Source organism: Pararobbsia alpina, from assembly GCF_965118125.1.
Lineage (GTDB): Bacteria > Pseudomonadota > Gammaproteobacteria > Burkholderiales > Burkholderiaceae > Pararobbsia > Pararobbsia alpina_A.
This window is the reverse complement of sequence record NZ_OZ221287.1, coordinates 67,397-88,476: the sequence shown is the minus strand read 5'-3', so window position 1 is coordinate 88,476 and position 21,080 is coordinate 67,397. Positions and strand designations below refer to the sequence as shown.

At 64.0% G+C, this 21,080-nt stretch carries 18 protein-coding genes; 1 reads left to right on the top strand and 17 read right to left on the bottom strand.

Features of this window, described 5'->3' with window-relative positions:
* Positions 1-4: 4 nt before the first annotated feature.
* From fliL to fliF, 7 genes are all read right to left on the bottom strand, one after another.
* A complete protein-coding gene (gene fliL, locus ACMFWR_RS00345) occupies positions 5-484 on the bottom strand; it encodes a flagellar basal body-associated protein FliL (protein WP_413193087.1) in 480 nt (159 codons plus the stop codon).
* Between the two features lie 433 nt (positions 485-917).
* Positions 918-2,510, bottom strand: coding sequence for a flagellar hook-length control protein FliK (locus ACMFWR_RS00340; protein WP_413193086.1), 1,593 nt, complete (start codon positions 2,508-2,510; stop codon positions 918-920).
* Between the two features lie 21 nt (positions 2,511-2,531).
* Positions 2,532-2,987, bottom strand: a complete 456-nt coding sequence (gene fliJ / locus ACMFWR_RS00335) for a flagellar export protein FliJ (RefSeq protein WP_413194959.1) — start codon at positions 2,985-2,987, stop codon at positions 2,532-2,534.
* A 30-nt stretch (positions 2,988-3,017) separates the two neighbouring features.
* The gene (gene fliI, locus ACMFWR_RS00330) at positions 3,018-4,460 is read right to left on the bottom strand and encodes a flagellar protein export ATPase FliI (protein ID WP_413194958.1); all 1,443 of its coding nucleotides are present in this window, start codon (positions 4,458-4,460) and stop codon (positions 3,018-3,020) included.
* Positions 4,461-5,322: 862 nt separating this feature from the next.
* Complete coding sequence (fliH, locus tag ACMFWR_RS00325; RefSeq protein ID WP_413193085.1) at positions 5,323-6,012, bottom strand: flagellar assembly protein FliH; 690 nt, start codon at positions 6,010-6,012, stop codon at positions 5,323-5,325.
* A 20-nt stretch (positions 6,013-6,032) separates the two neighbouring features.
* Positions 6,033-7,028 (bottom strand): flagellar motor switch protein FliG, encoded by a 996-nt coding sequence (gene fliG / locus ACMFWR_RS00320; RefSeq protein ID WP_413194957.1) that lies wholly within the window; start codon positions 7,026-7,028, stop codon positions 6,033-6,035.
* Positions 7,018-8,817 carry a flagellar basal-body MS-ring/collar protein FliF gene (fliF, locus tag ACMFWR_RS00315; RefSeq protein WP_413193084.1) on the bottom strand — a complete coding sequence of 600 codons (1,800 nt, stop codon included), beginning with the start codon at positions 8,815-8,817 and terminating at the stop codon, positions 7,018-7,020. The genes fliG and fliF overlap by 11 nt, the downstream gene beginning before the upstream one ends.
* Before the next feature lie 287 nt (positions 8,818-9,104).
* On the opposite strand from fliF, the gene fliE reads away from it, so the two are divergent.
* The gene (gene fliE / locus ACMFWR_RS00310) at positions 9,105-9,440 is read left to right on the top strand and encodes a flagellar hook-basal body complex protein FliE (protein ID WP_413193083.1); all 336 of its coding nucleotides are present in this window, start codon (positions 9,105-9,107) and stop codon (positions 9,438-9,440) included.
* Between the two features lie 61 nt (positions 9,441-9,501).
* Here the strand turns inward: fliE and ACMFWR_RS00305 are convergent, their stop codons facing one another.
* The 10 genes from ACMFWR_RS00305 to ACMFWR_RS00260 all read right to left on the bottom strand — a co-directional run bounded on the left by ACMFWR_RS00305 (position 9,502) and on the right by ACMFWR_RS00260 (position 20,935).
* Positions 9,502-9,840: an EscU/YscU/HrcU family type III secretion system export apparatus switch protein gene (locus ACMFWR_RS00305; protein ID WP_413193082.1), complete on the bottom strand. Its 339-nt coding sequence runs from the start codon at positions 9,838-9,840 to the stop codon at positions 9,502-9,504.
* Positions 9,837-11,396 carry a flagellar hook-length control protein FliK gene (locus tag ACMFWR_RS00300; RefSeq protein WP_413193081.1) on the bottom strand — a complete coding sequence of 520 codons (1,560 nt, stop codon included), beginning with the start codon at positions 11,394-11,396 and terminating at the stop codon, positions 9,837-9,839. Before ACMFWR_RS00300 ends, ACMFWR_RS00305 begins: the two co-directional genes overlap by 4 nt.
* 7 nt (positions 11,397-11,403) lie before the next feature.
* Positions 11,404-11,745, bottom strand: a complete 342-nt coding sequence (locus ACMFWR_RS00295) for a flagellar protein FliT (protein WP_413193080.1) — start codon at positions 11,743-11,745, stop codon at positions 11,404-11,406.
* Between the two features lie 4 nt (positions 11,746-11,749).
* Positions 11,750-12,166: a flagellar export chaperone FliS gene (gene fliS, locus ACMFWR_RS00290; RefSeq protein ID WP_413193079.1), complete on the bottom strand. Its 417-nt coding sequence runs from the start codon at positions 12,164-12,166 to the stop codon at positions 11,750-11,752.
* Positions 12,167-12,301: 135 nt separating this feature from the next.
* The gene (gene fliD, locus ACMFWR_RS00285; protein WP_413193078.1) at positions 12,302-14,455 is read right to left on the bottom strand and encodes a flagellar filament capping protein FliD; all 2,154 of its coding nucleotides are present in this window, start codon (positions 14,453-14,455) and stop codon (positions 12,302-12,304) included.
* An 84-nt stretch (positions 14,456-14,539) separates the two neighbouring features.
* A complete protein-coding gene (locus ACMFWR_RS00280) occupies positions 14,540-14,953 on the bottom strand; it encodes a flagellar protein FlaG (protein WP_413193077.1) in 414 nt (137 codons plus the stop codon).
* A 527-nt stretch (positions 14,954-15,480) separates the two neighbouring features.
* A complete protein-coding gene (locus ACMFWR_RS00275) occupies positions 15,481-17,187 on the bottom strand; it encodes a flagellin (protein WP_413193076.1) in 1,707 nt (568 codons plus the stop codon).
* Positions 17,188-17,696: 509 nt separating this feature from the next.
* On the bottom strand, positions 17,697-18,350 hold the full coding sequence (gene rqpR / locus ACMFWR_RS00270; protein ID WP_413193075.1) for a response regulator transcription factor RqpR: 654 nt from the start codon (positions 18,348-18,350) through the stop codon (positions 17,697-17,699).
* A 150-nt stretch (positions 18,351-18,500) separates the two neighbouring features.
* Positions 18,501-19,385, bottom strand: a complete 885-nt coding sequence (locus tag ACMFWR_RS00265) for a sensor histidine kinase (protein WP_413193074.1) — start codon at positions 19,383-19,385, stop codon at positions 18,501-18,503.
* 779 nt (positions 19,386-20,164) lie between these two features.
* Positions 20,165-20,935 carry a ferredoxin--NADP reductase gene (locus ACMFWR_RS00260; RefSeq protein WP_413193073.1) on the bottom strand — a complete coding sequence of 257 codons (771 nt, stop codon included), beginning with the start codon at positions 20,933-20,935 and terminating at the stop codon, positions 20,165-20,167.
* Positions 20,936-21,080 lie beyond the last annotated feature (145 nt).

The following is a 21,080-nucleotide window of genomic DNA, read 5'->3' as shown; positions in this document are numbered from 1 at the left end:
TCGCTTACTGGACCACGAATTCGGTGAACAGCACTTCGGCGACGTGGTTTGCCGGACCGCCGTTCGTGAACGGCTGGTCAACCGCGGCCTCGATCTCGGCAGCGAGCTTTTGCTTGCCGTCGAGCGAAATCAGGTCCTCGGGGTGCTTGTTCGAGATGAGCAGCAAAATGCGGCTACGCAGCTCGGGCATATGCTCGGTCAGACGGGCTTCGCCTTCGGGGTCTGCAAGACGCAGCGTGAGACCCACGTGGGCGTAGCGTTGGCCGTCGTCCGACAGCAGGTTGACCGTGAACGGCTCGAGCGTGAAGAACACCGGCGGTGCGACCTTCACTTCCGCGGGTGCTGCAGCTGACGAGCCTTGCTTCTTGGACAACATCCAGAAGGCCGCGCCGCCGCCCGCGAGCACGAGCACGAGTACGGCCACGAGGATGATGACCAGCGTATTCTTGCCGCTCGCGCGGGGCGCTTCGGTAGTGGATGCCATGAGAGAAATTCCTTGTGCTTACAGATTGAATTGTCGTGGAACGCGCGCGCAACGATCGGCGGAACAGAAGCCGTAAACTCGGCCATCTCACGCATTTGCGCGGTGGGCCGGAGCCCGTGATGCCGACACCCCCCTGACGCCGGCTCCCGCGGAAACTGCTATATCGGCGGGGGCGCAAAAGGGCTTTAGCGAGTTGTCGGTTGTTACGGTGTCGGTGTGCGGTGCGTACAACACTGATCGGATCGATTTCGATTCCGATCGGCGTGTAGCGAGCGTCCCCTGCCTGATTGAACGGTACGTTTGAATCGGTGGTGTGAGCGAAGCACGCAACGGCATGACCGCTGTCAGCTTCGCGGCCCTTTCAGGCCGCTTCCTCGATCTTGCTGGTGGGTTCTGTCCGGACCCGCAAGCGAGTCCGGACGCTGCCCGACAATCAGGCGAAGGTATCGACGGCGCGGTCCGACACGCGGACGTTGGCGACGGTCTGGAGCACGCTCGTGTCGTCGCTCGCATCGGCATCGCTGCCCGAGCCCGAACCGTTACCGCGGCCGTTGCCATTGCCACGACCCGAACCGGTGTTGGTCTGGGCGAACGCGGCGAATTGCTGTTGCTGCTGCGCCGAGTTGTCCGACACCGTCGTGCTGCCAAGGCCGATACCGTTCTGCTGGAGCGCGTCGCGCAGTTGCGGCAGTGCGGCTTCGACCGCATCGCGCACTTGCTGATGGCCCGACATGAACATGGCCGTTGCGTTCTTGTCCGCGACGTTGAGCACGACTTGCAGCGGACCGAGATCCGGCGGGTTCAGGCTCAGCTGAGCCGTCTGCTGGTGCGCGTTGGTCAGGAACACGACCTTCTGCGACAGGGCGTCGGCCCAGGCGCTCGTGGTGCCGACCGGCGGCGACAGCGTCATCGCGGCGGCCCCGACTTGCTGCGTCAGGGCTGGCGAGGTCGTCGCGTTGGTCTGGGCGGCAGCGGCTGCGGCGGTGGCCGCGAGTGCATCCGTGTTGGCCGTGTTCGCCGTATCGGCGTCGGTTTCGGTCTTCGCTACAGCTTGCTGGAGGGCGGTCTGGTCGGCGAGGTTCGGCGTGGTCGTGGTCGCGGCCTTCGGATCGGCAGCCACGGCGTTGACGGTCTTCGCGTCACCGGCCTTCGTATTGGCGGCGTTCGCTGCGACACCGGTCGTCGCGGCCGACTTCGCTGCACTGCCGAGCTTCGCGGCGCCGAGGTTGGCAGCGGTCGTGGGTGCGGCAGGGGCCGTCGCGCCGGCCTTGGGCACGGCGACACCGTTTTGCTGAAGCATGCTGAGCGCGGCCTGCAGGGCCGATGCGCCTTGCGCTGTGCCGACCTGGCCTTGTGCAGCCGTTGCCGTGGCGTCTGCAGCCGTCGTGGCTGCGTCGGCTGACGGGTCGTCGCCTTGCGCGTTCGCATCGGAGCTGCCTGCTGCGGCTGCGGCGAGTGCCGCCTTTTGCTGGGCCGCGAGGGCGGCGGCCGCCGCAGCGGCTGCGCCCGCAGCCGATTGCACAGCCGTACCCGCTTGCGCGTCCTTTGCGCCCGCGGCCGTGCCGCCGTTTGCCTGGACATGCGCGTTGATCATGGCAGCGGCGGCTGCCGCTGCAGCCGCGACTGCGGCAGCGTTCTGCTGGCGCGCGTCAGCTGTGGCCTTGTCCTGCGCGCTGGTATCCGTCTGCGACGACGACGCATCGCTGCTCGAATGGCTCGACGTGTTGCTCGAGCTCGAGGTGGGATGCGGCGTGCTGCTCGATGCGTGCGTGCTCGACCAGCTCGAACCGCTGTTCGACGCGTTCGCCGAGCTGTTCGAGTTGCTCGAATTGTTCGAATTGCCGGAATTCGCGTTGTTGTTCGACGACGCGGCATTGTTGTTCGATCCGCCGAGCGCCTGGCTTGCGCTGTTCAGCGCATCGGTGAAGCTCGAAACGGGGTTGGACGAGTTGTTCGACGAACTATCCGACGAGCCGGACAGGACGGAGGCCGCGGTGTTCACGGCAGCTAGGACTAAGGGCAGCATGGCGTTCTCGATTCCCGGATATCAGTCTTGCGAAGCGTCGCGGCGCATGCGGACGATCTTCGCGGCATATTCGTCGGATTCGCGCTGTTCACGGCGCGCAAGCACGGCCTGCTCGCGCTGACGCGCGCGTTCGGCGAGTGCTTCGTAGGAAGTCATCTTGCGGCGCTTTTCCATCCAGTTCGCGCGGGCGATCTCGAGCCGGTGCTGCGCGGCGGCGAGCACGCGGCGCTGTTGTTCGATCGCGGCGTCGAGCGTCTCGATGAACGTCTGGAAGTTGCGCCAGTTCGCACCCGACAGCCCGGCCTGGGCCGAGGTGGTCAGACGCGCACGGTATTCGTCGCGATACGTGATCAGCGACTGGGTCTGCGTTTCCGCCTCGGTCGCTGCCTGTTGCGCGATACCGAGGGCGCGCTGCGCTTCGTCGAGCTCGCCACTTGCCAGCTCGATCAGTGTCGTCAGCGGTAACTCATTCGAAATCATTCGAACGCTCCTGTCATTTCATGCTCGTCAGCCCATCGCATTGGAAAACAATGCGTTGAGCTGCGCAAGGCTTGTCGCATATTCCGCGCGTTCGAGCATCTTCTGCTGAAGGAATTGCTCGAGTCGCGGATACATCGCAATCGCGCGGTCGATCTGCGCGTCACGGCCGGGCGCGTAAGCGCCAACGGCGATCAGGTCGCGGTTGCGCTGATAGCGCGACAGCGTCTGCTTGAATTTACGGACTTCGTCGAACTGCTGATCGGTCACGAGCGCGGCCATCGCCCGGCTGATCGAGGCTTCGATATCGATCGCGGGGTAGTGGCCCGACTCCGCAAGCGAACGCGACAGCACGATGTGGCCGTCGAGAATCGCGCGCGCCGAGTCGGCGATCGGGTCTTGCTGATCGTCGCCTTCGGTGAGCACTGTATAGAACGCCGTGATCGAACCGCCGCCTTTCGGACCGTTACCGGTGCGCTCGACGAGGGCGGGCAGCTTGGCGAACACCGAAGGCGGATAGCCCTTGGTTGCCGGCGGCTCGCCGATCGCCAGCGCGATCTCGCGCTGAGCCATCGCGTAACGCGTGAGCGAGTCCATGATCAGCAGCACGTTGCAGCCCTGATCGCGGAAGTATTCGGCGAGTGTCGTCGCGTAAGAAGCGCCCTGCAGGCGCATCAGCGGGGTCACGTCGGCCGGCGCCGCGACCACGACCGAACGGCGAAGGCCTTCCTCGCCGAGGATCTGTTCGATGAATTCCTTGACTTCGCGGCCCCGTTCGCCGATCAGGCCCACGACGATGACGTCAGCGCTCGTATAGCGCGCCATCATGCCGAGCAGCACCGATTTGCCGACACCGGAGCCGGCGAACAGGCCCATCCGCTGGCCACGGCCGACGGTCAGCAGCGCATTGATCGCGCGCACGCCGACGTCGAGCGGTTCGTGAATCGGATCGCGCTGAAGCGGGTTGATCCAGTTGCCGTGCAGCGACGCGTCGGCTTCCGTCCGGAGCGGGCCGAGGTTGTCGAGCGGGCGGCCGGCGGAGTCGACCACGCGGCCGAGCATGCCAAAACCCACGGGCAGACGCTTCTGGCCTGCGTGCGGATCGTCGACCGGTGCGACTTCGAGCGGGAACACGCGTGCACCCGGCAGCAGGCCGGCGACTTCGGTCGTCGGCATCAGGAACAGGCGATCGCCCTGGAAGCCGACGACTTCGGCTTCGGCCATCTTGAGCGGGTTGCCCGGCGGCAGTTCGATGAGCGCGCCTGCGCCGACCGGCATGCGAATGCCGATCGCTTCGAGCACCAGGCCCGCGGCGCGCGTCAGACGGCCGCTGCGCAGCAACGGGCGGGCGAGCGGGGCGCCATGACCGACTTCGGCCATGCGTTGACGCCACGCCGCAAGGTGCGGATTGGCAGCCAGCGCCGGATCGTGCGTGGCGACGATCGCCGCACGGGCCGCGGCGTCGGGCTCCATGAATGAGTGATGCAGTTGCTCGGCGGCTTCCTGCTCCGCGTCGAGTTCGGCTTCGAGCTCGGCCACGGTGCGAGCCTTGCTCGGCGTCCAGTCCATCTCGTCGAGCACGGCGGGGCCGTCGGGCGCGGCGGGTTGAGCGACCGGCGTGGGCATCGCGGACGTGGGCGTCGGCGTTACGTGTTTTTCGGGCGCTTTGCGCGGTGCCTCGAACGGTGAGGGCATCGTGAACGGCTCGGCTTCCGGAGCCGGTGCTGCGGCATAGGCGGCCGGGGCCGCTGCAGGTGCGGCCGGAGCCGTTTGCGCGTGTGCTGGCGCAGGCGCTGCATAGGCCGGTGCAACAGGGGCGACAGGCGCAGCGGGCGCAGCAGGTGCCGAGTACGCGGGCGCAGCAGGTGCAGCCGGTGCCGAGTAAGCAGGCGCAGCGGGAGCGGCGGGTGCCGTGTACGCCGGTGCAGCAGGAGCCGCATAGGCCGGTGCGGCGGGCACAGCACCCGGAGGGGCGGTCAGCGGCGCACGTGATGCAAACGCATCGAAATCAAAATCGTCAGGCGGCAAGGACGGAGCGGAACGTGAAACGGGTGACTGAGCGGCGAAATCGCCGTGGTGGGCACCCGACTGCGAACCACTACCCTGATGGCCGGTGCCGTGGCCATTCATGGCGCCATTGAAGGCCCCGTTCATTGAACCGCTGCCGCGGCTTTCGCGACGCGACGGCATCACCGGCGCATCGAAATCGTCGGGCGGCAGCGTGGCTTTGCGAGCGCCGCCGTCGTAGGCGGTGCGAGCCTGCGTCGATACCTCGACGAGCTCGCGTTCGAGCTCGCTGAGATCCGGAGGCAGCAAAGGCGCGTTCATCGTCGACCTACCACTCGCTCTGGTGACCAAGGGCGAGCAGCACGCGCTGCCAGCGCGTGGCCAGCGTCGCGTCGACGTCGCCGGTCGCGGCGCGCGCACGGCAGCCGCCGCGCTCGATCGTCGGATCGGCGTGCAGCGCCCAGCCGTTGGCTTCGAGCTCTTCCTTGAGGTAGGCCTCGATCACCGGCATATCGGCCGGATTGATCAGGATCTGCGGCGAACCGACCAGCGCCGGCTCCGACGCGAGCACTTCGCGCACAGCACCGAGCAGCACGGTCGGATCGAGCGTGATGCTTTGACGCACGACTTCACGCGCGACGTCGAACGCCAGCGCGACGATACCGTCGGCCACTTCCGCATCCGCGGCGGCGAGCGCCGTCGTGAAGGCGTCGGCGACCGTCTTGAATTGCGTCGCGACCGCCTGCGCCTCGCCCAGACCCTTGTTCAGGCCGTCGAGATGACCGGCCGAAAATCCGGCCTGATAACCCTCTGCATGACCTGCGGCAAGTCCTTCCGCATAAGCGGCGGCACGCGTTTCTTCGATCAGGCGTGCGCGTTCTTCGATCCACGGATCGATTTCGGGCTCCACCGGCGCCGGCGGGGGCGGCGGCGGAGGCGGCGGCGGGTCGAAGGAGGCCATCTCCCAGCGCTCGTACGCTGTGAGACGTTCCTTCGGAATGTGTTGGCCGCGATTCATTTACTGCATCCCTCTTCGCGTTAGACGTACGCGTCTTCGGGCTTGCTGCCCAGCGTGATCTCGCCTTCGTCGGCGAGGCGTCGCACGATCTGCAGAATGTTCTTCTGCTCGGCTTCGACTTCCGACACGCGCACCGGTCCACGCGACTCGAGGTCTTCGCGCAGCAGATCGGCCGCCCGCGAGGACATGTTCTTGAGAATCTTTTCGCGCAGTTCCGGACGTGCACCCTTGAGCGCGACGATAAGCGATTCCGACTCGACTTCCTTGAGCAGCACCTGGATGCCGCGGTCTTCGACGTCGATGAGGTTGTCGAACACGAACATCTGGTCGACGATCGCCTGAGCCAGTTCCTCGTCGTACGAGCGGACGTTGGACACGACCGATTCCTCGTTCGCACCGCTCATGAAGTTCAGGATTTCGGCCGCCGCACGCACGCCGCCCATCGGGCTGCGCTTGAGGTTGTCCGAACCCGACAGGAGCTTGGTCAGCACGTCGTTGAGCTCGCGCAGCGCCGTCGGCTGGATGCCGTCGAGCGTTGCGATACGCAGCACCACGTCGTTGCGCAGACGTTCCGTGAAGTACTCGAGCACTTCCGACGCCTGATCGCGGTCGAGGTGGACGAGGATCGTCGCGACGATCTGCGGGTGTTCGTTCTTGATGAGTTCGGCGACTGCACCCGAATCCATCCACTTGAGGCCTTCGATACCGCTGGTATCGCCGCCCTGAAGAATCCTTTCGATCAGGCCCGAGGCCTTGTCGTTGCCCAGTGCCTTGGTCAGCACTGCGCGGACGTACTCGCCCGAGTCGAGCGACAACGCCGAGAACTGTTCCGCTTCGAGGCGGAATTCCTCGAGCACGGCGTCGATCTGGTCGCGCGTCACGTGCTTGAGCGTTGCCATCGTGGCGCCGATCTTCTGCACTTCACGCGGGGCGAGGTACTTGAACACCTCGGCAGCTTCATCCTCGCCGAGCGACATCAGCAGGATCGCGGATTTGGTCAGACCTTCAGCCTTCATCATTCACCCAGTTCTTGATCACCGTTGCCACCGCCTTCGGATCGGACTTCGCGATCTGGCGAGCGTAGGCAAGGTTACGATCGAACGACGAGACCTGCGGCGCGCCCAGCGCTGCGTTCTCACCAATGGCCTCGACGACATTGCCGTTCTCGTCGACGAGCTGTCCTTCTGCATTGAGCGCCGTCGGTCCTTCGAGTGCGGCGAGCGCTGCGGCTTCTTCCTCGGCCTGCGTCGGCTGCGGGCCGAGCTTGCCCTTCATCCACGGACGCAACACGCCGAAGAACAGCACCAGGAAGACCATCGCCATCAGCACGTACTTGCCGACCGTCTTCGTGAGATCCAGCGTTTCAGGCTGCTTCCAGAACGGCAGGTCCGGTCCGGTCGAAGCGTTCGTGAATTCACCGTTGACCACGTTCAGCGAGTCGCCGCGCTTCGCGTCGAAGCCCATTGCGTCGCTGGCCAGCTGCTTGACCTGAGCGAGTTGCTCGGCCGTCAGCGGCTTCATCGTCACGTGACCCTTCGCGTCGACCGTCGGCTTGTAGTTCACGAGCACGGCGGCGCTCAGGCGGCGCACACGGCCTTGCGGCGTATCGATGTGGCGAACCGTCTTGTCCAGCTCGTAGTTCGTCGTCGTGTCCTTGTGCTCGCTCGACGGACCGCTGCTTGCGCCGGCTGCGCTTGCACCGCTTGCCGGGTTGGCGATCGGCGCGCTCGCGGGCTGCGGCGGCGTGTTCGACAGGGCACCGGGCACACCACCCGACTGCGTTGCACCGTTTTCCTTCGATTCGCTCGTCTGCTGGCTGCGGATCGCGCTGTCCTTCGGTGCCTCGTTCGGCGTGTATTCCTCGCTGCTTTGCTCCATCTTCGAGAAGTCGATGTCGGCGCTGACCTGCGCGTGGACATTGCCTTCGCCGAACAGCGGCCCCAGGATCGCGTTGATGCGGCGCTGCGTGTCTTGCTGGATCTGCGCGACGTACTTGAGCTGCGTGGCGTCGAGGCCCGAACCGGCTTGCGGCGACGTCAGCAGATTGCCGTTCTGGTCGACGATCGTGACGTTCTTCGCCGGCATGTCGGGCACGGCCGACGACACCATATGCGTGATCGCGGCGACCTGACCGTCGTCGAGCACGCGGCCCGGCCAGAGGTTCAGCATGACGGAGGCCGTCGGGCTTTGCTTTTCGCTGACGAAAACCGTGGGCTTCGGAATGGCCAGATGCACGCGCGAGTCGCTGACGGCCGACAGGGCATCGATCGTGCGTTCGAGCTCGCCTTCGAGTGCGCGCTGGTAGTTGACCTGTTCGGCGAACTGGCTGATACCGAATTTCTCGTTGTCCATCAGCTCGAAGCCGACCGAGCCGCCCTTGGGCAGGCCCTGTTGCGCAAGGCGCAGGCGCGCCTCGTGCACCTGGTCGGCCGGCACGAGAATCGCGCCGCCGGCATCGGTGAGCTTGTACGGCATGTTCATCGCCTGCAGCGCAGTGATGATCGAGCCGCCGTCGCGGTCCGACAGGTTGCTATAGAGCACCTTGTAGTCGGGCGCACGCGTCCAGAGGTACAACGCGGCCAAGGCGGCGATCAGCAAGGCGCTGACGACCATGATCGGCAGCCGCGGATTGGTCCGGAGCTGCGTGACGAACGGCATGCGCTGCTCGAGCGCTGCGATCATCGGAATCGACGACGGGGCGGGGGCCGCGTCGGGTGCCGCTGAGGCGGGCGCGGGCGCGGGGGACGCCACAGCGCCGCCGGGGGCGGCGGTCAGCGGTGCCGGGGTCGTGGTCGCTGCGTTCATGCGGCGCTCCCGATCAGGCCTGCTTTCAAGGTGGATGAAACCATCATCACGGCGAAACTCTCCAGAATTCGATGGTGCTGCGTTGTCTGGCGCCACGCGGACCCCGCGGGCGGGCAGACGACGACAGGTTCTGCACGTTGCCGATTATTGGGCTGGAGGGTCCAGTGCGATTGGACGAATAGAAGAGGGTTTTCCCGTCAATTGACCGGCTTGAATTCCGGTTTGCGCTGCTAATCTGCGAACCATCGATAGAAGTGGGCTGCGCATCGCGCGCACAGGAGAGTGGAATGAGCGGGATTGCACCGATCGCAACGGCATTGCAGCAGATCCAGTCGATGGCCACGGAAGCTGCCGGCAGCAAGATGCCCGACGTGGGCACGATTGCAGAAAGCGGCGCGGCTTCGGGCGAATTTGCGACGCTGCTGAACAATTCGCTGAAGAAGGTCAGCGGCATGCAGGCGCACGGCATCGCCCAGGCGCGTTCGTTCGAAATGGGCGGCCCGGTTGCGCTGAACGACGTGATGGTTGATCTGCAAAAGGCGAATATCGCGTTCCAGGAAGCCGTCGAAGTGCGTAATAAGCTCGCAACGGCTTATACGACGATTATGCAAATGAGCGTTTAAACGCCCGACTAGCGGCGAATAAACGATCAAATAGCAGCTTTTAGCGGGATTTAAGAGCCGTTCAGCGTCCGCTGAACGGCTTTTTGGGCTTCGAAGCGGTTTTTGGCTTCGGGCCGAGCGCCGGCATCTGTGCGTCCGCGCCATTTTCGAGCCGGTACAGCCAGGCGAGCAACTCCGCCACGGCCTGATACAGCATCGGCGGCACGTGGCTGTCGAGATCCACCCCCATCAGCATCGACACCATCTGCGACGACTCGTGCACATAGAGGCCCGATTCGCGCGCGCGCTGGACAATCATGTCGGCAAGTTCGCCATAACCCTTGGCGACAACGCGCGGGGCCGTATCGTCCCCGTGCTCATACGCGAGCGCGACCGCTTCGCGACGACCTGTTGCGCTCATGACGAGACTCCCGGAGTCGAAGTACCCGAAGCGGAGTCCACCGTGCGGGCCCGCGCCGGCAGGCTGCCGTCGGCATTGCGGATCGCGAGCTGGTCGAGGTTGAGCCCCGCACCGGCGAGCGCACGCATAAAGTCGGAAGTACCTTCCTTGAGCGTCGCGATCGTCTGACCGTCGGCCGTGATCCGCGCGCCGAGCCGGTGACCCGTCAGCGTCAGTTCGGCGTCGACCAGACCCAGCGTCGGCAATTCGATCGCAATCCTTGTGCGCCAGACCCGCTGGTCGGGCGAGGCCCGGTCGTCCGGGTCCCAATCGAGTTCCCAATACATCCGCGAATCGGGCCAGGCTTCGCCAGACCAGCGAAAACGCGGCTCAGGGGCCTGCAGCAATTCGAGCTGCTGGCGCACGATCGACAGGGCATCGGGGTGGATCGGCAGCGACGTCGGCGCGCCGCTGGCCTGCAGCGTCGGGTTGTTCTGGGCCGCCGACGCGAGCGCACGGTCCGTGGCGCTGGCAAAGGCTTCAGGTGATTCGTGGACCTGCACCGCGGCCTGCGCCGCGTAGGCCGCGTTGCCTTCGTTGGCGAACAGCGTGCTCGACGGTGACGGCGCGTAGCTGGCCGCATGAGCCGCACCGGGCAATGCGCCTGACGGCAGACCGTTTGCCGACGCGGCCGATCCATTCGGATCGCCGTCGCGGCCTGCGACGACGAGCGCCGTGCCGGCGTCCGGGCTGGCTTCGCCGGGGATTTCTTCGCTGGCTGCGTCGAGCAGCAGCGCATCGAGGCCGCCCGAGCCCCCGGACGCGGCCGCCAGAGCCAGACGTGCAAGGCCGGCTTGCCCGGAATTGCCGGGCGCGGGCGTCGTTGCGCCTTGCGGGCCAGTCTGCGTCGCGTGCGCGCCGCTCTGGCTGCCGCCCGGGCCGTCATCGGCTTCGGCGACTTCGACGTCGATGGTTTCGCTACCCGTGCCGATGCTGGCGGTGCTCGAGCGCTGGCCCGTAAAGGGGACCGGCCCCTGCGCGAGCGCGCGCAGCGCGGCTTCCGCGTCGTACGGCCAGCCGGCTTCGTCGTCGGCGGTGGGCAGCTGGGATTGCGGTTCCTGGCTCAGCAGCGCGCTGCTGCGCTGGCCTGCGAGCCACTGAACGAGATGGGATTCGTAGAAAAGACCGCTGGTATCCAGCGCCTGTTCGAGCGCCATCGCGAGCGATGACGCCAGGCCGGCGAAGGCCTGACCCTGAACAGCGCCTGTGGCGGTAGCACCCGGTGCGGTCGACCACAGCGCCTGCCGGCCGATCACCGGTGGCGCCGGCTCACCGTCGGCGCCACGCGAGATCACGTCGAGCGTGCGTGCGGTCTGCGACAGCACCGCCTGCGCGGACGCGGGCGGCGGTGTGTTCGCATCCGGCACGACGACCTGCTGCGTATTGGCCCACTGGGTCGCAGCGGTTGCATCGGCCGCCTGAGCCGACTTGGCGTCGGTCGGGGCGGATACGGCAGACAGCAGCGCGTCGATCCGGCTGGCCAGCGCGGACGCGAGAGCCGGGTCGATCCCGCTCATAGAAGCCTCAGGCGCGTGGTTTGTTCAGGCCGTACATGTCGCGCAGTGCGACTGTCTGACGGGTGCTGGCGATCAGCGCCGACAGACGGGCGACACGCGGACTTGCAAGATCGCGGATCGCCGCGTCGTTGTCGAGGATCTGGCGGATCAGATCGTGCTTGCGCTGACGCTCGGCTTCGTCGAGAGCGACCCGTGCATCGATGGGGCGAATCTCGTCGACGAGGCGTTCATACTCTCCCTGCAACTGGAACAGTTGATTCCAGTCATCTTTGCGGGCCGCTTCCAGCATGCGAGCGGTCACCCCAGCGATGGCTTCGTAGTACGAAAACAGTTCCAGAGTGGAATTCATGTGGCTAGACTTCCGCGGCGGTAAGCGGTGGTGCGACGGCGGGGCCGATGGCCTTCCACGCATCTTCGAGGTTTGCGAGCAGGCCGTCGACCTCGACGATGATCGTGTCGTCGGCGCGCAACGACGCTTCCATCAGACGACGATTCATATAATCGTACAGCGCATTGAGGCGCGCCGCGATCTCGCCGCCGCCATTCAGGTCTAGCGCGTCCTGCAGGCCGCTGCCGATGATGCCGATGGCCTTCGTGATCGACTGGCCCTTCAGCGCCACATCGCCCATTTGCACGGCCACGCGTGCCTTGGCGAGCGCCTTGCGCGCGCCTTCATACAACAACACGATCAGGCGGTGCGGGCTTGCGTCGACGACGCTCGTTTGCACTCCTACACGTGAATAGGCGTTGGCGCCAAATTGTCCGTACATCGTGAATCTCCTCGTGATGCAAGGGAGGGTGACGTGCTGCGCCGCGATACGCGCGCAGAAGACCACAGACACCCAGGTGAATCCAAAAACTTCAAAACGCGCACGCCATGACAGCGTGCGCGAGCTTGCCCGCGATCAGCTGCTGGTCGTCGGGTTAAAGATCTGCTGCAGATAGCTCTTGATGCTCGACATCGATGCCAGTGTCGTCTGAAGCGCCGTAAATTCGGCCTGGTAGTTCTGGCTGACCGTGTCGATATACGCCTGCTGATTCGATTCCTGCGTCTGAATCTGCGAAATCTGGTCCTTGAGCGTGTTGACCGCGCCTGTGATCGAACCGTTGATCGTTGCGCCGCCCGAACCTTGCACCGCGACCGCGTCGGTCATGACCGTCGTGAGCTGCTGTGCGATACCGCTCGAGTAGCTGACCGTGCCGCGGTTGCCGATTTGCGTACCGAGGACCGTTGCCGTGATGCCCGACGTCGGCGTGTTGCCGGTCGCCGTCAGGGTCTGGCCCGAGCCGGTGGCGGGGTAGCCGCCGATCGTGCCCACGATGTCGGTGCCGGCCGTGCCCGTGTTCGTTGCCGAGCCGAACAGCGTCGTCGCGTCGGTGCCGGTGATCGTCACGTTCGACGCCTTGCCGTACGCCGTCGACTGGACGACGAGGTTGCCCGACGAATTGACCGAGACGTTCACGCCGTAGCCCGCCGCCGTGAAGGCCGAGTTGCCGTTGATCTGAGCCTGCAGCGCGGCGGCGTAATCGCTCATCGTCGCGTACGAACCGGCCGGAACCGTGACGCTGGCGAACGTACCGTTCAGGTTGATCGAGAGCTGCGTCGCGGCGGTCGGGACCGTCGGCGTGGCCGTGCCGGTCAGCGACCCTTGCGTCGCGGCGGCCGTCACGTTGACGGCGTACGTGCCCGACGTCGGCGAAGAGCCCGAGACCGTGCCGGCCGTCACGAGCGGGTCGGTCGCGGTTTCCTGAACGGCGAACAGTGCCTGCAGGGCTGACGGCTGGGTCGACAGCGCGCTTTCGAGCGTCGTCGAGTCGAGCTGGAGTTGTCCGGTGGTCGGGTCGAGCGTGATGCCGATGTCGGCGAGCTGCTGATACTTCGACGTGCCGCCGACGACGCTCGAGACGATCGACTGGACCTGACTCGTGAGCTGCTGCACCGTGCTGTCGCCGATCAGCGGACCGTTGTTGCTCGAGTCCGACGAGTCGAACGCCGTCAGCGGCTGAATCGCCGTCTGCATCGCGTTGTACGCGGTCACGAAGTTGTCGACGAGCGTTTCAAGATTGCTGGTCGCGTTACCGACCGTGAGCGTCGTCGAGCCCGTGCCCGTCAGGTCGATCGCCAGACCCGGGAACTGGTTGTCGACCGTGTTCGTCGTGCTCGAGATCGGCGTGCTGTTGACCGTCAGTTTTGCGTTCTGCGCGACCGACGTCTGCGTCATCGTCGACGCACTCGCGTTCGTCGGGTCGTACGTGAACATGCTCGTAAGCGTCGCGTCGCCGCTACCCGTTCCGCCCGCACCTGCGACGGCCACGGAGAACGACTGCGTCTGGCCCGTGGTGGTCGACGTCAGCGCGATGCGATACGGCGTGCCGCTACCGTCGTTGACGATGCTGGCCGTCACGCCGACGTTGGCGGCGTTGATCGCCGAGCGGATGCCTTCGAGCGTGTTGTCGCTCGAGTCGATCTTGATCGGCACCACGGTCTGGCCTGAGGTCGGCGAGAAGGTCGGCGGCGTGCCGGCGGTGGTCGTGCCGAAGGTGATGTTCAGCGTGGTGGTCGCGCCCGTGCCGATCGGCGTCGACGTGCTTGCCATACCGGTCGCGAGCAACGATTGCGATTGCGCGAGCTGCGTGACGTTGACCGAGTACGAGCCGGCGACGGCGCCTGCGTTCAGCGCGACCGAAGCGACGGTCTCGTCGCTCGATGCGGCCGCGAGCGTCTGGAAGCTCGATGCGAACGTCAGGTTCGAGATCGCGTCCTGGAACGTGCTCATCGCGTTGGCCAGCGTGCCGAATGCCGACACCTGCGCGTTCACGCCGGCTTCCTGCGCCTGCAACTGAAGCAGCGGCACGCTTTCGACGGACATCAGGCCCGACATCAGCGAAGCCAGGTTCATGCTCGAGCCAATGCCCGAGCCCGAGATGATCGTCTGCGCGGCGGCGGCTGCAGCGGCCTGTGCAGAAGCAAGAATCTGCGACGCGGTCGGCGTCTTGGTCGTGCTGCTGGTGCCCGTTGTGCTGCCGGTGCTACCGGTGGAACCGACGCTGGAAGTCATCCGTGTACCCTTCTCAAAAATTTTTCAGTTGCACCGCTGGCATGCCGAAGTGCCCGGCCGGCTGCGGTTCGACGCTGATAAGCCTTAAACCTTGTGGCCGATGAACAGGCCCTTTTGTTGATCGAGCGTGTGCGCTGCCTTGATCGCATCTTCCGTCGGCATCTGGCGCACTGTCTCGCCGGTGTCCGTGTCGATGACCTTGACCACGCGCGTGAGCGTAGCCGGGTCGACCGTGAACTCGAGCGACGTCGCAAAGCGCTTGAGCGCTGCGTTGATCTCAGTCACGGCCTGTTGCGCACGGTTGGCTTCGCTGACGGGCGGAGCCTGTTGAATGACCTGGGCGTTCAGTGCGCCGGCGGCGCCCGAAATCGTGACCGCGTCGTCCTGCGACTTGCGTTCGCGATCGTCGTAGGCCTTGAGCGAGCCGCTGCCATTGCCGAATGCGATGGCGGCTTTCGGATCATTGCTGCCGACTTGTGCGGTTGCTGATACGTCCATGTCCTTCTCCCCTGGAGACCGAATCGAAATGACGTCGCGAGGTGTCCTGTCTGATACCCGCGACTGGCGGATTCGATCATTTCGTTGCGGACTCGCGTCGTCTGAAAAAAACGGCCGGCATGCAAAAGACACTGCGATGCCGACTGCCCAAACGATGCTTGCTGTTTTTCACGGCTTGTTAGCTTGTTCGTGCTGCGCAACAACTCTCAAGTTCGTGGTGCTGCGGTCCTTCGATGTTGCTGTATCCAGTACTGCGTTATTCGGTGCTGCTTTGTTGCGTGCTGCGGTCTTCGGTGCTGCTTCCTTCACTGCGGTGCTGCTGCCGTACTGCTACTGCTGCTTCGGTGCTGCCACGTTCCTGCTATCACCAGGCCGGACGCCGTACTTCCCTACTTCAATTGCGCCGACTTTTCGTACAAGCGCCCGGCGGGTCTTGCGCTTGTGGCGCGGACCTGCCGGGCGGGCAACCTGCGAGAGCCCCGGCGACGGCTGTTCAATCCGCCGGTGCCGGGAGCCCGCGTTCCTCCTTACTGGAGGAGCTTCAGCACGGTTTGCGGGATTTGGTTCGCTTGCGCGACCATTGCCGTACCGGCTTGTTGCAGAACTTGAGCGCGCGACAGGTTCGAAGCTTCCGATGCGTAGTCCGCATCCTGAATCGCCGATTGCGAGCTTTGTGCGTTCTGCGTCGACGACTGGAGGTTCGTGATCGTCGATGCGAAGCGGTTTTGCACTGCGCCGAGCTGACCTTGCAGGCTGTCGACTTCGTTCAGTGCCGAGTCCACTGCGAGCAGGGTTTGCTGTGCGTCAGCGACCGTCAGGACGTCGGCGGTTGCCAGGCTGCTGTTGCCCGTTGCTGCCGTGAAGATCGTCGTTTGGGTCGTCGTTGCCAGGCCAGCGTCCGAAGCGACTGCGCTGTTACCCGACAGGGTGATGCCGGCGTTCGAGAACGATTCGAGTTGCAGGTGGCCGCTCGAGTCTGCCGATGCGACAACGTTCGTGACGTGCGCTGCGTTGATCGCTGCAGCCAGGTCCGATGCGTTCCACGTCGTGCCCGTCGTGACGACCGTGCCGTTCAGCGTGAAGCTCGTTGCGGTCGTGCCCGACAGCGAAGCCGACGAGTTGACTGCGCGACCCGTAGCTTGCAGGTTCGTGCCGGTCGACAGCGTCGTTGCGTCCGTGCCCGACAGGCCGATCGTGCTGCTCGACGACATCGTGATCGTGCCGTAGAGGGTCTTCGCCGTCGACGTGATTGCCGTACCGCCGGTCGAGATCGCGCCAGCGCTCGACGAGTCGGTGATCGCGATGTTGCGGCCGTCAGCAGCCGTCAGCGAGAGCGAGCCGTCTGCGTTTTGCGAAGCCGTCACACCGGTCGAAGCCGATTGTGCGTTGATGCCGTTGATCAGGTCACCAACCGACAGGGCGCCGACGCCTGCGCTGTACACGTCCGTGCCGTTGATGTTGATCGTCGTAGCCGTCGTCACCGATGCCGACAGCGTGACGTTTTGCGTGTTCGTTGCCGTGACGCTCAGGCCCGAGATGTCCGACGAGTTGATCGCCGAAGCTGCTGCGTAGGCCGAGTCAGCTGCCTGGCCTTGACCGCTTCCGGCCGTTGCCGTGCCGATTGCGTACGTTGCGCCGTTGCCGAGCTGGATTGCCAGCGAGCCCGACGACAGGTTTTGACCCGTGCCCGAACCGATTTGCAGCGTCGTTTCCGACGTTTGACCGATTTGCGACGTCTTGACGCTCGACGACAGGTTCACGCTGATCGTCTGGCCAGCGTTTGCGCCAACTTGGAAGTTCGCGACGCCGAATGAGCCGTCGAGAAGGTTCAAGCCGTTGTATTGCGTTTGCGACGCGATACGGTTGATTTCCGAGAGGCGTTGCTGAACTTCCTGGTTCATCGACTGACGGTCGGTCGACGAGTAGGTCGAGTTCGAAGCTTGAACAGCCAGCTCACGAATACGTTGCAGGTTGGCCGTGATTTGCGACAGAGCGGAACCGGCCGTTTGTGCCAGCGAGATACCGTTCGTTGCGTTTTGTTGTGCAGCCGTCAAACCGTTGATTTGCGAGGTCATGCGATCCGAGATCGCGAGGCCTGCAGCATCATCCGCCGCGCTGTTGATCTTCAGGCCGGACGACAGACGCGTGACAGCCGAAGTCAGGCTGGCTTGCGAGTTCGTCAGGTTGTTCTGAGCGATCTGCGAGAGGATGTTGGTGTTGATAATCGATGCCATGAAGCAGCTCCATTTTCCAAGAGTTGGTGCGTTTTTCGGCACACCTGCCGTAACGAGGCCTTGTTTTTGAGCAACGCACTGCTTAGCCGCCGTTGTCTGGGTTATCGGTGGGTGGCTGCAAAGCTTTAGGGTCCGGGAACGCCGTTGGACAAAGGAGACAGCGATGGTGCGTCGCAGCAAGCCGGGCGCGGCATGTTTAGTTCGGTGCGTGGATTAAGCGAGAGCCTTGACTGGCCGGGGGTTTCAGGGCCCCGCCGCCATGGACGTGCAAACCTCGCGTGCGGGCAATCAAGGGTGTAAAAAAATGTTACGTGCGGGCGGGCGAACGAGTGATTTATTTCAGGGGGAGTAAGGACGGGGGCGTGGACTGTTACATGACGGGCGCAGGACTGGCCGTCGTGGCCGGGTTCGAATGACCCGGCCTCGGGGTGCGACTTAAGCTCACTTGCCAATGCAGCTTTGTAATGCAGCTTTGCAACCGCTTTCCTTAGCGCCCGCTGAAAAACCGCTCAGGCCGCTGCCGAGCCGACGTCGATGAGGTTGTTGCTCATGACGTAGTAAGTGAGTTCGGCGTTATTCGACAGCCCCATCTTTTCGAGCAGCCGCGAGCGATAGACGCTGACCGTCTTGACCGACAGCGACAGCGCGACAGCAATATCCGTCAGGCGCTTGCCCGAACCGAGCATGCACAGCGTCTGGTACTCGCGGTCCGACAGGCGTTCGTGCGGCAGCTGATCGCCGTCGAGCGACACATAGTCAGCCAGCGCCTCGGCCATCGACACCGATACATATTTGCGGCCGGCCGCGACCTGGCGCACCGCGCCGATCATTTCCGTCGCATTCGACGTCTTGCTCAGGTAACCGGCGGCGCCGGCCTTGAGCGCACGCACCGCATATTGATCTTCGCGGTACATGCTGAACATCAGGATCGGCACGCGCGGCGCCTTGCGGCGCAGGCGCTTGAGCACTTCGATGCCGTTCATGTCGGGCAGCGAGATATCGAGCAGCACGATGTCCCAGAACGCACGATCGATCTGTGCCAGCGCCTCGGCGCCGGTTTCAGCCTCGGAGACGTCTGTCGCGATGCCCTTATCGAGCAGCAACTGCTTGACGCCCTGGCGCACGATGGCGTGGTCGTCGACGAGCAGAATTCGTAACGTCATGTTGGCTGGATGAAAAACGTTGGTCTGAGTGAAGCTCGTAATACGGCTTTTATGGTGCTGCTGTTGTTGTTTCCTGGTGTTTCTGATGGTGTCGCAGATTTTGTTCCGGCGCTTGTTCCCGCGCCGTTAGCGTAAACGCGCCTTACTGGTTTATCGCGCTTCGCACAGCGAATCCCACGGCAGGCGGGCGCGAATCTGCACGCCCTGACCGGCCTGGGAGGTGATTTTCAATGTTCCGCCGAACGCCTCGCAGCGCGCGCGCATTCCGGCCAGGCCGAAACGATTGACCTTGGCGCGCGCGCCGCGGGCGAGTCCGCGGCCGTCATCCTTGATCGTGACCGCCAGGAAGCGACGTTCAGCGACAACCGTCACCTCGACGCTTTGCGCAGCCGCATGCTTCGCGGCGTTGTTCAGCGATTCCTGGACGATCCGGAAGACGGTATTGGCCCCGTCGTTTTGTACTTTTGCAAATCGCTCGCGCAACATCGGTGCGTCGGCGATCAGTTCGAATGAGGTGTGCAGGCGCGTCGTGTCGCTGAATTCTTCGATCCAGCGTTTGAGCGCGACGGCGAGGCCGGCGTCGAGCACCGGCGTATGGCCTTCTTCAACCAGACGGTGGCTGGTTTCGCAGAGGCGGTCGAGGGCGCCGTTGGCCGTCGCGAGTGCCTCGTGGCATGCTTCGGCGGCGTTGATCGGCAGCCACGTTTCAATACGGGCGAGTGCGAAGCGCGAGGCGGTCAGTTGCGCACCGAGGCCGTCGTGCAGTTCGCGGGCCAGGCGGGCGCGTTCGGCTTCCTGCGCGCGGACCAGCTCGGTCGCGAGTTCGCGCACACGAGCATTCAGTCGTTCGATTTCAGCACGCGCGGCGATCAGTTCCTGATTCGCCGTCGCCGGGGTGCTCCACGCATCGGCGCTCTGCACGCCAGGAGGCGGAACCGAGATCGACGCATCGCGCAAGACGGCGCCTTCGGGCATGTAAACATGTCCCGACGACGACGAGGCCAGCACTGACAAGGTATCTGCGTGAAACTGCATGTTCGGTTCACCAATAGGTGGCAAGGCGATTTGACCGGGGTAATGCTAAACAGAAACTGTTACGAACCAATGTAACTGAATTTACATTCGGTAACAACTTGGGACTAACCATTTGTCCGATGTAGCTGAATTTCCGGAACAGGGCGCATGGTAAAGGAAAACGCTTGTAGGGAAAGGCCTTCCGGCGACCAGGAAAAAATGTTGTACGTTTGCGTGGGGGGATGTTTGATACGGCGAAGGTATTAAAACCTCTTATGCGCCGGGTAAATTTTTCTGACACGACGTGTAACAGTTTGTCCGCGAGTACGAAACACTTTGTGACGCTCGGTGCCCCGAAAAACTTGTGTTCTCTTGCCCAAAAAAGAGGCGCAAGGAGGTTAAGCGCTCAAATTTTAGGTAAACCACTCTAATTTGTGACGGTGTTGCATACCAGCCGCGAGATTCGGCTGTGTTCGAAACTCCCGCTTGGCAACGGTTGTATACCGTGCTGCATGCCGCATTGGGGGCCGGAAGAGCAAAGGGTGTCGTTTCAATCCCGCGGTGCGAAATAAAAAACCCCTGAAGCCGGGAGGCTTGCAGGGGTTTATTTCTTTTTGCTTGCGGGGCGGTGTGACCGGCACGCAATCGTTTTCCAGGTCCGGCTGTATCCAATCAGCACTGCGAGTGCGGCGAAATGTCGCATTTAAGCCATCGCTACACCGCGTTTCTGTCCTGCCGGTCAGTGATCGTCAACCGCATGCGTGCGATCGACGGGTCGCCTGACCGGTTCAATCGGCTGTTTAGCCGACGAATGCCTTCTCGACGACGTAGTGACCCGGCTCGTTGTTGCTGCCTTCGTCGAAGCCCATCTGCGTCAGCAACTCGCGCGTGTCCTTGAGCATATGCGGGCTGCCGCACAGCATCATCCGGTCGTCTTCGAGCGAGAACGGGGGCAGGCCGAGGTCTTCGAACACCTTGCCGGTCTGGATCAGGTCGGTGATCCGGCCGCGCGTCTGGAAGCTTTCGCGCGTGACCGTCGGGTAGTACGTGAGCTTTTCACGGATCAGGTCGCCCAGATGTTCATGCTGCGGCAGGTGATCGGTGATGAACTCCTTGTAAGCGAGTTCGTCGACGAAGCGGCAGGTATGCGTGAGGATCACGCGTTCATAGCGCTCGTACACCTCGGGGTCCTTGATCACGCTCATGAACGGCGCGAGGCCCGTGCCGGTCGACAGGAGCCACAGGTTCTTGCCCGGCAGGAGGTTGTCGACGACCAGGGTGCCGACCGGCTTCTTGCCGATCAGGACCTTGTCGCCTTCCTTCAAATGCTGGAGGCGCGACGTCAGGGGGCCGTCGGGCACCTTGATCGACAGGAACTCGAGGTTTTCCTCGTAATTGGCGCTGGCAAGGCTGTAGGCGCGCAACAGCGGCTTGCCGTCGACTTCGAGGCCGACCATCGTGAACTGGCCGTTTTCAAATCGGAACGACGAGTCGCGCGTGCAGGTAAAGCTGAACAGCGTGTCGGTCCAATGATGCACGCTGAGAACGGTTTGTTCGTTGAGGTTGCTCATAATCAATGGGTGATGCCGCGCGGCGCCGGAGTCGCTTGCCGGGTGGGCATTGCGAGCGCGCTTCGTGGGCGCATCGGAGGCGCTTTCGGCGCGGGGTCTACTGAGTGACTGAATCTTGCTGGCCCGCTATTCTACCGGACTCGGG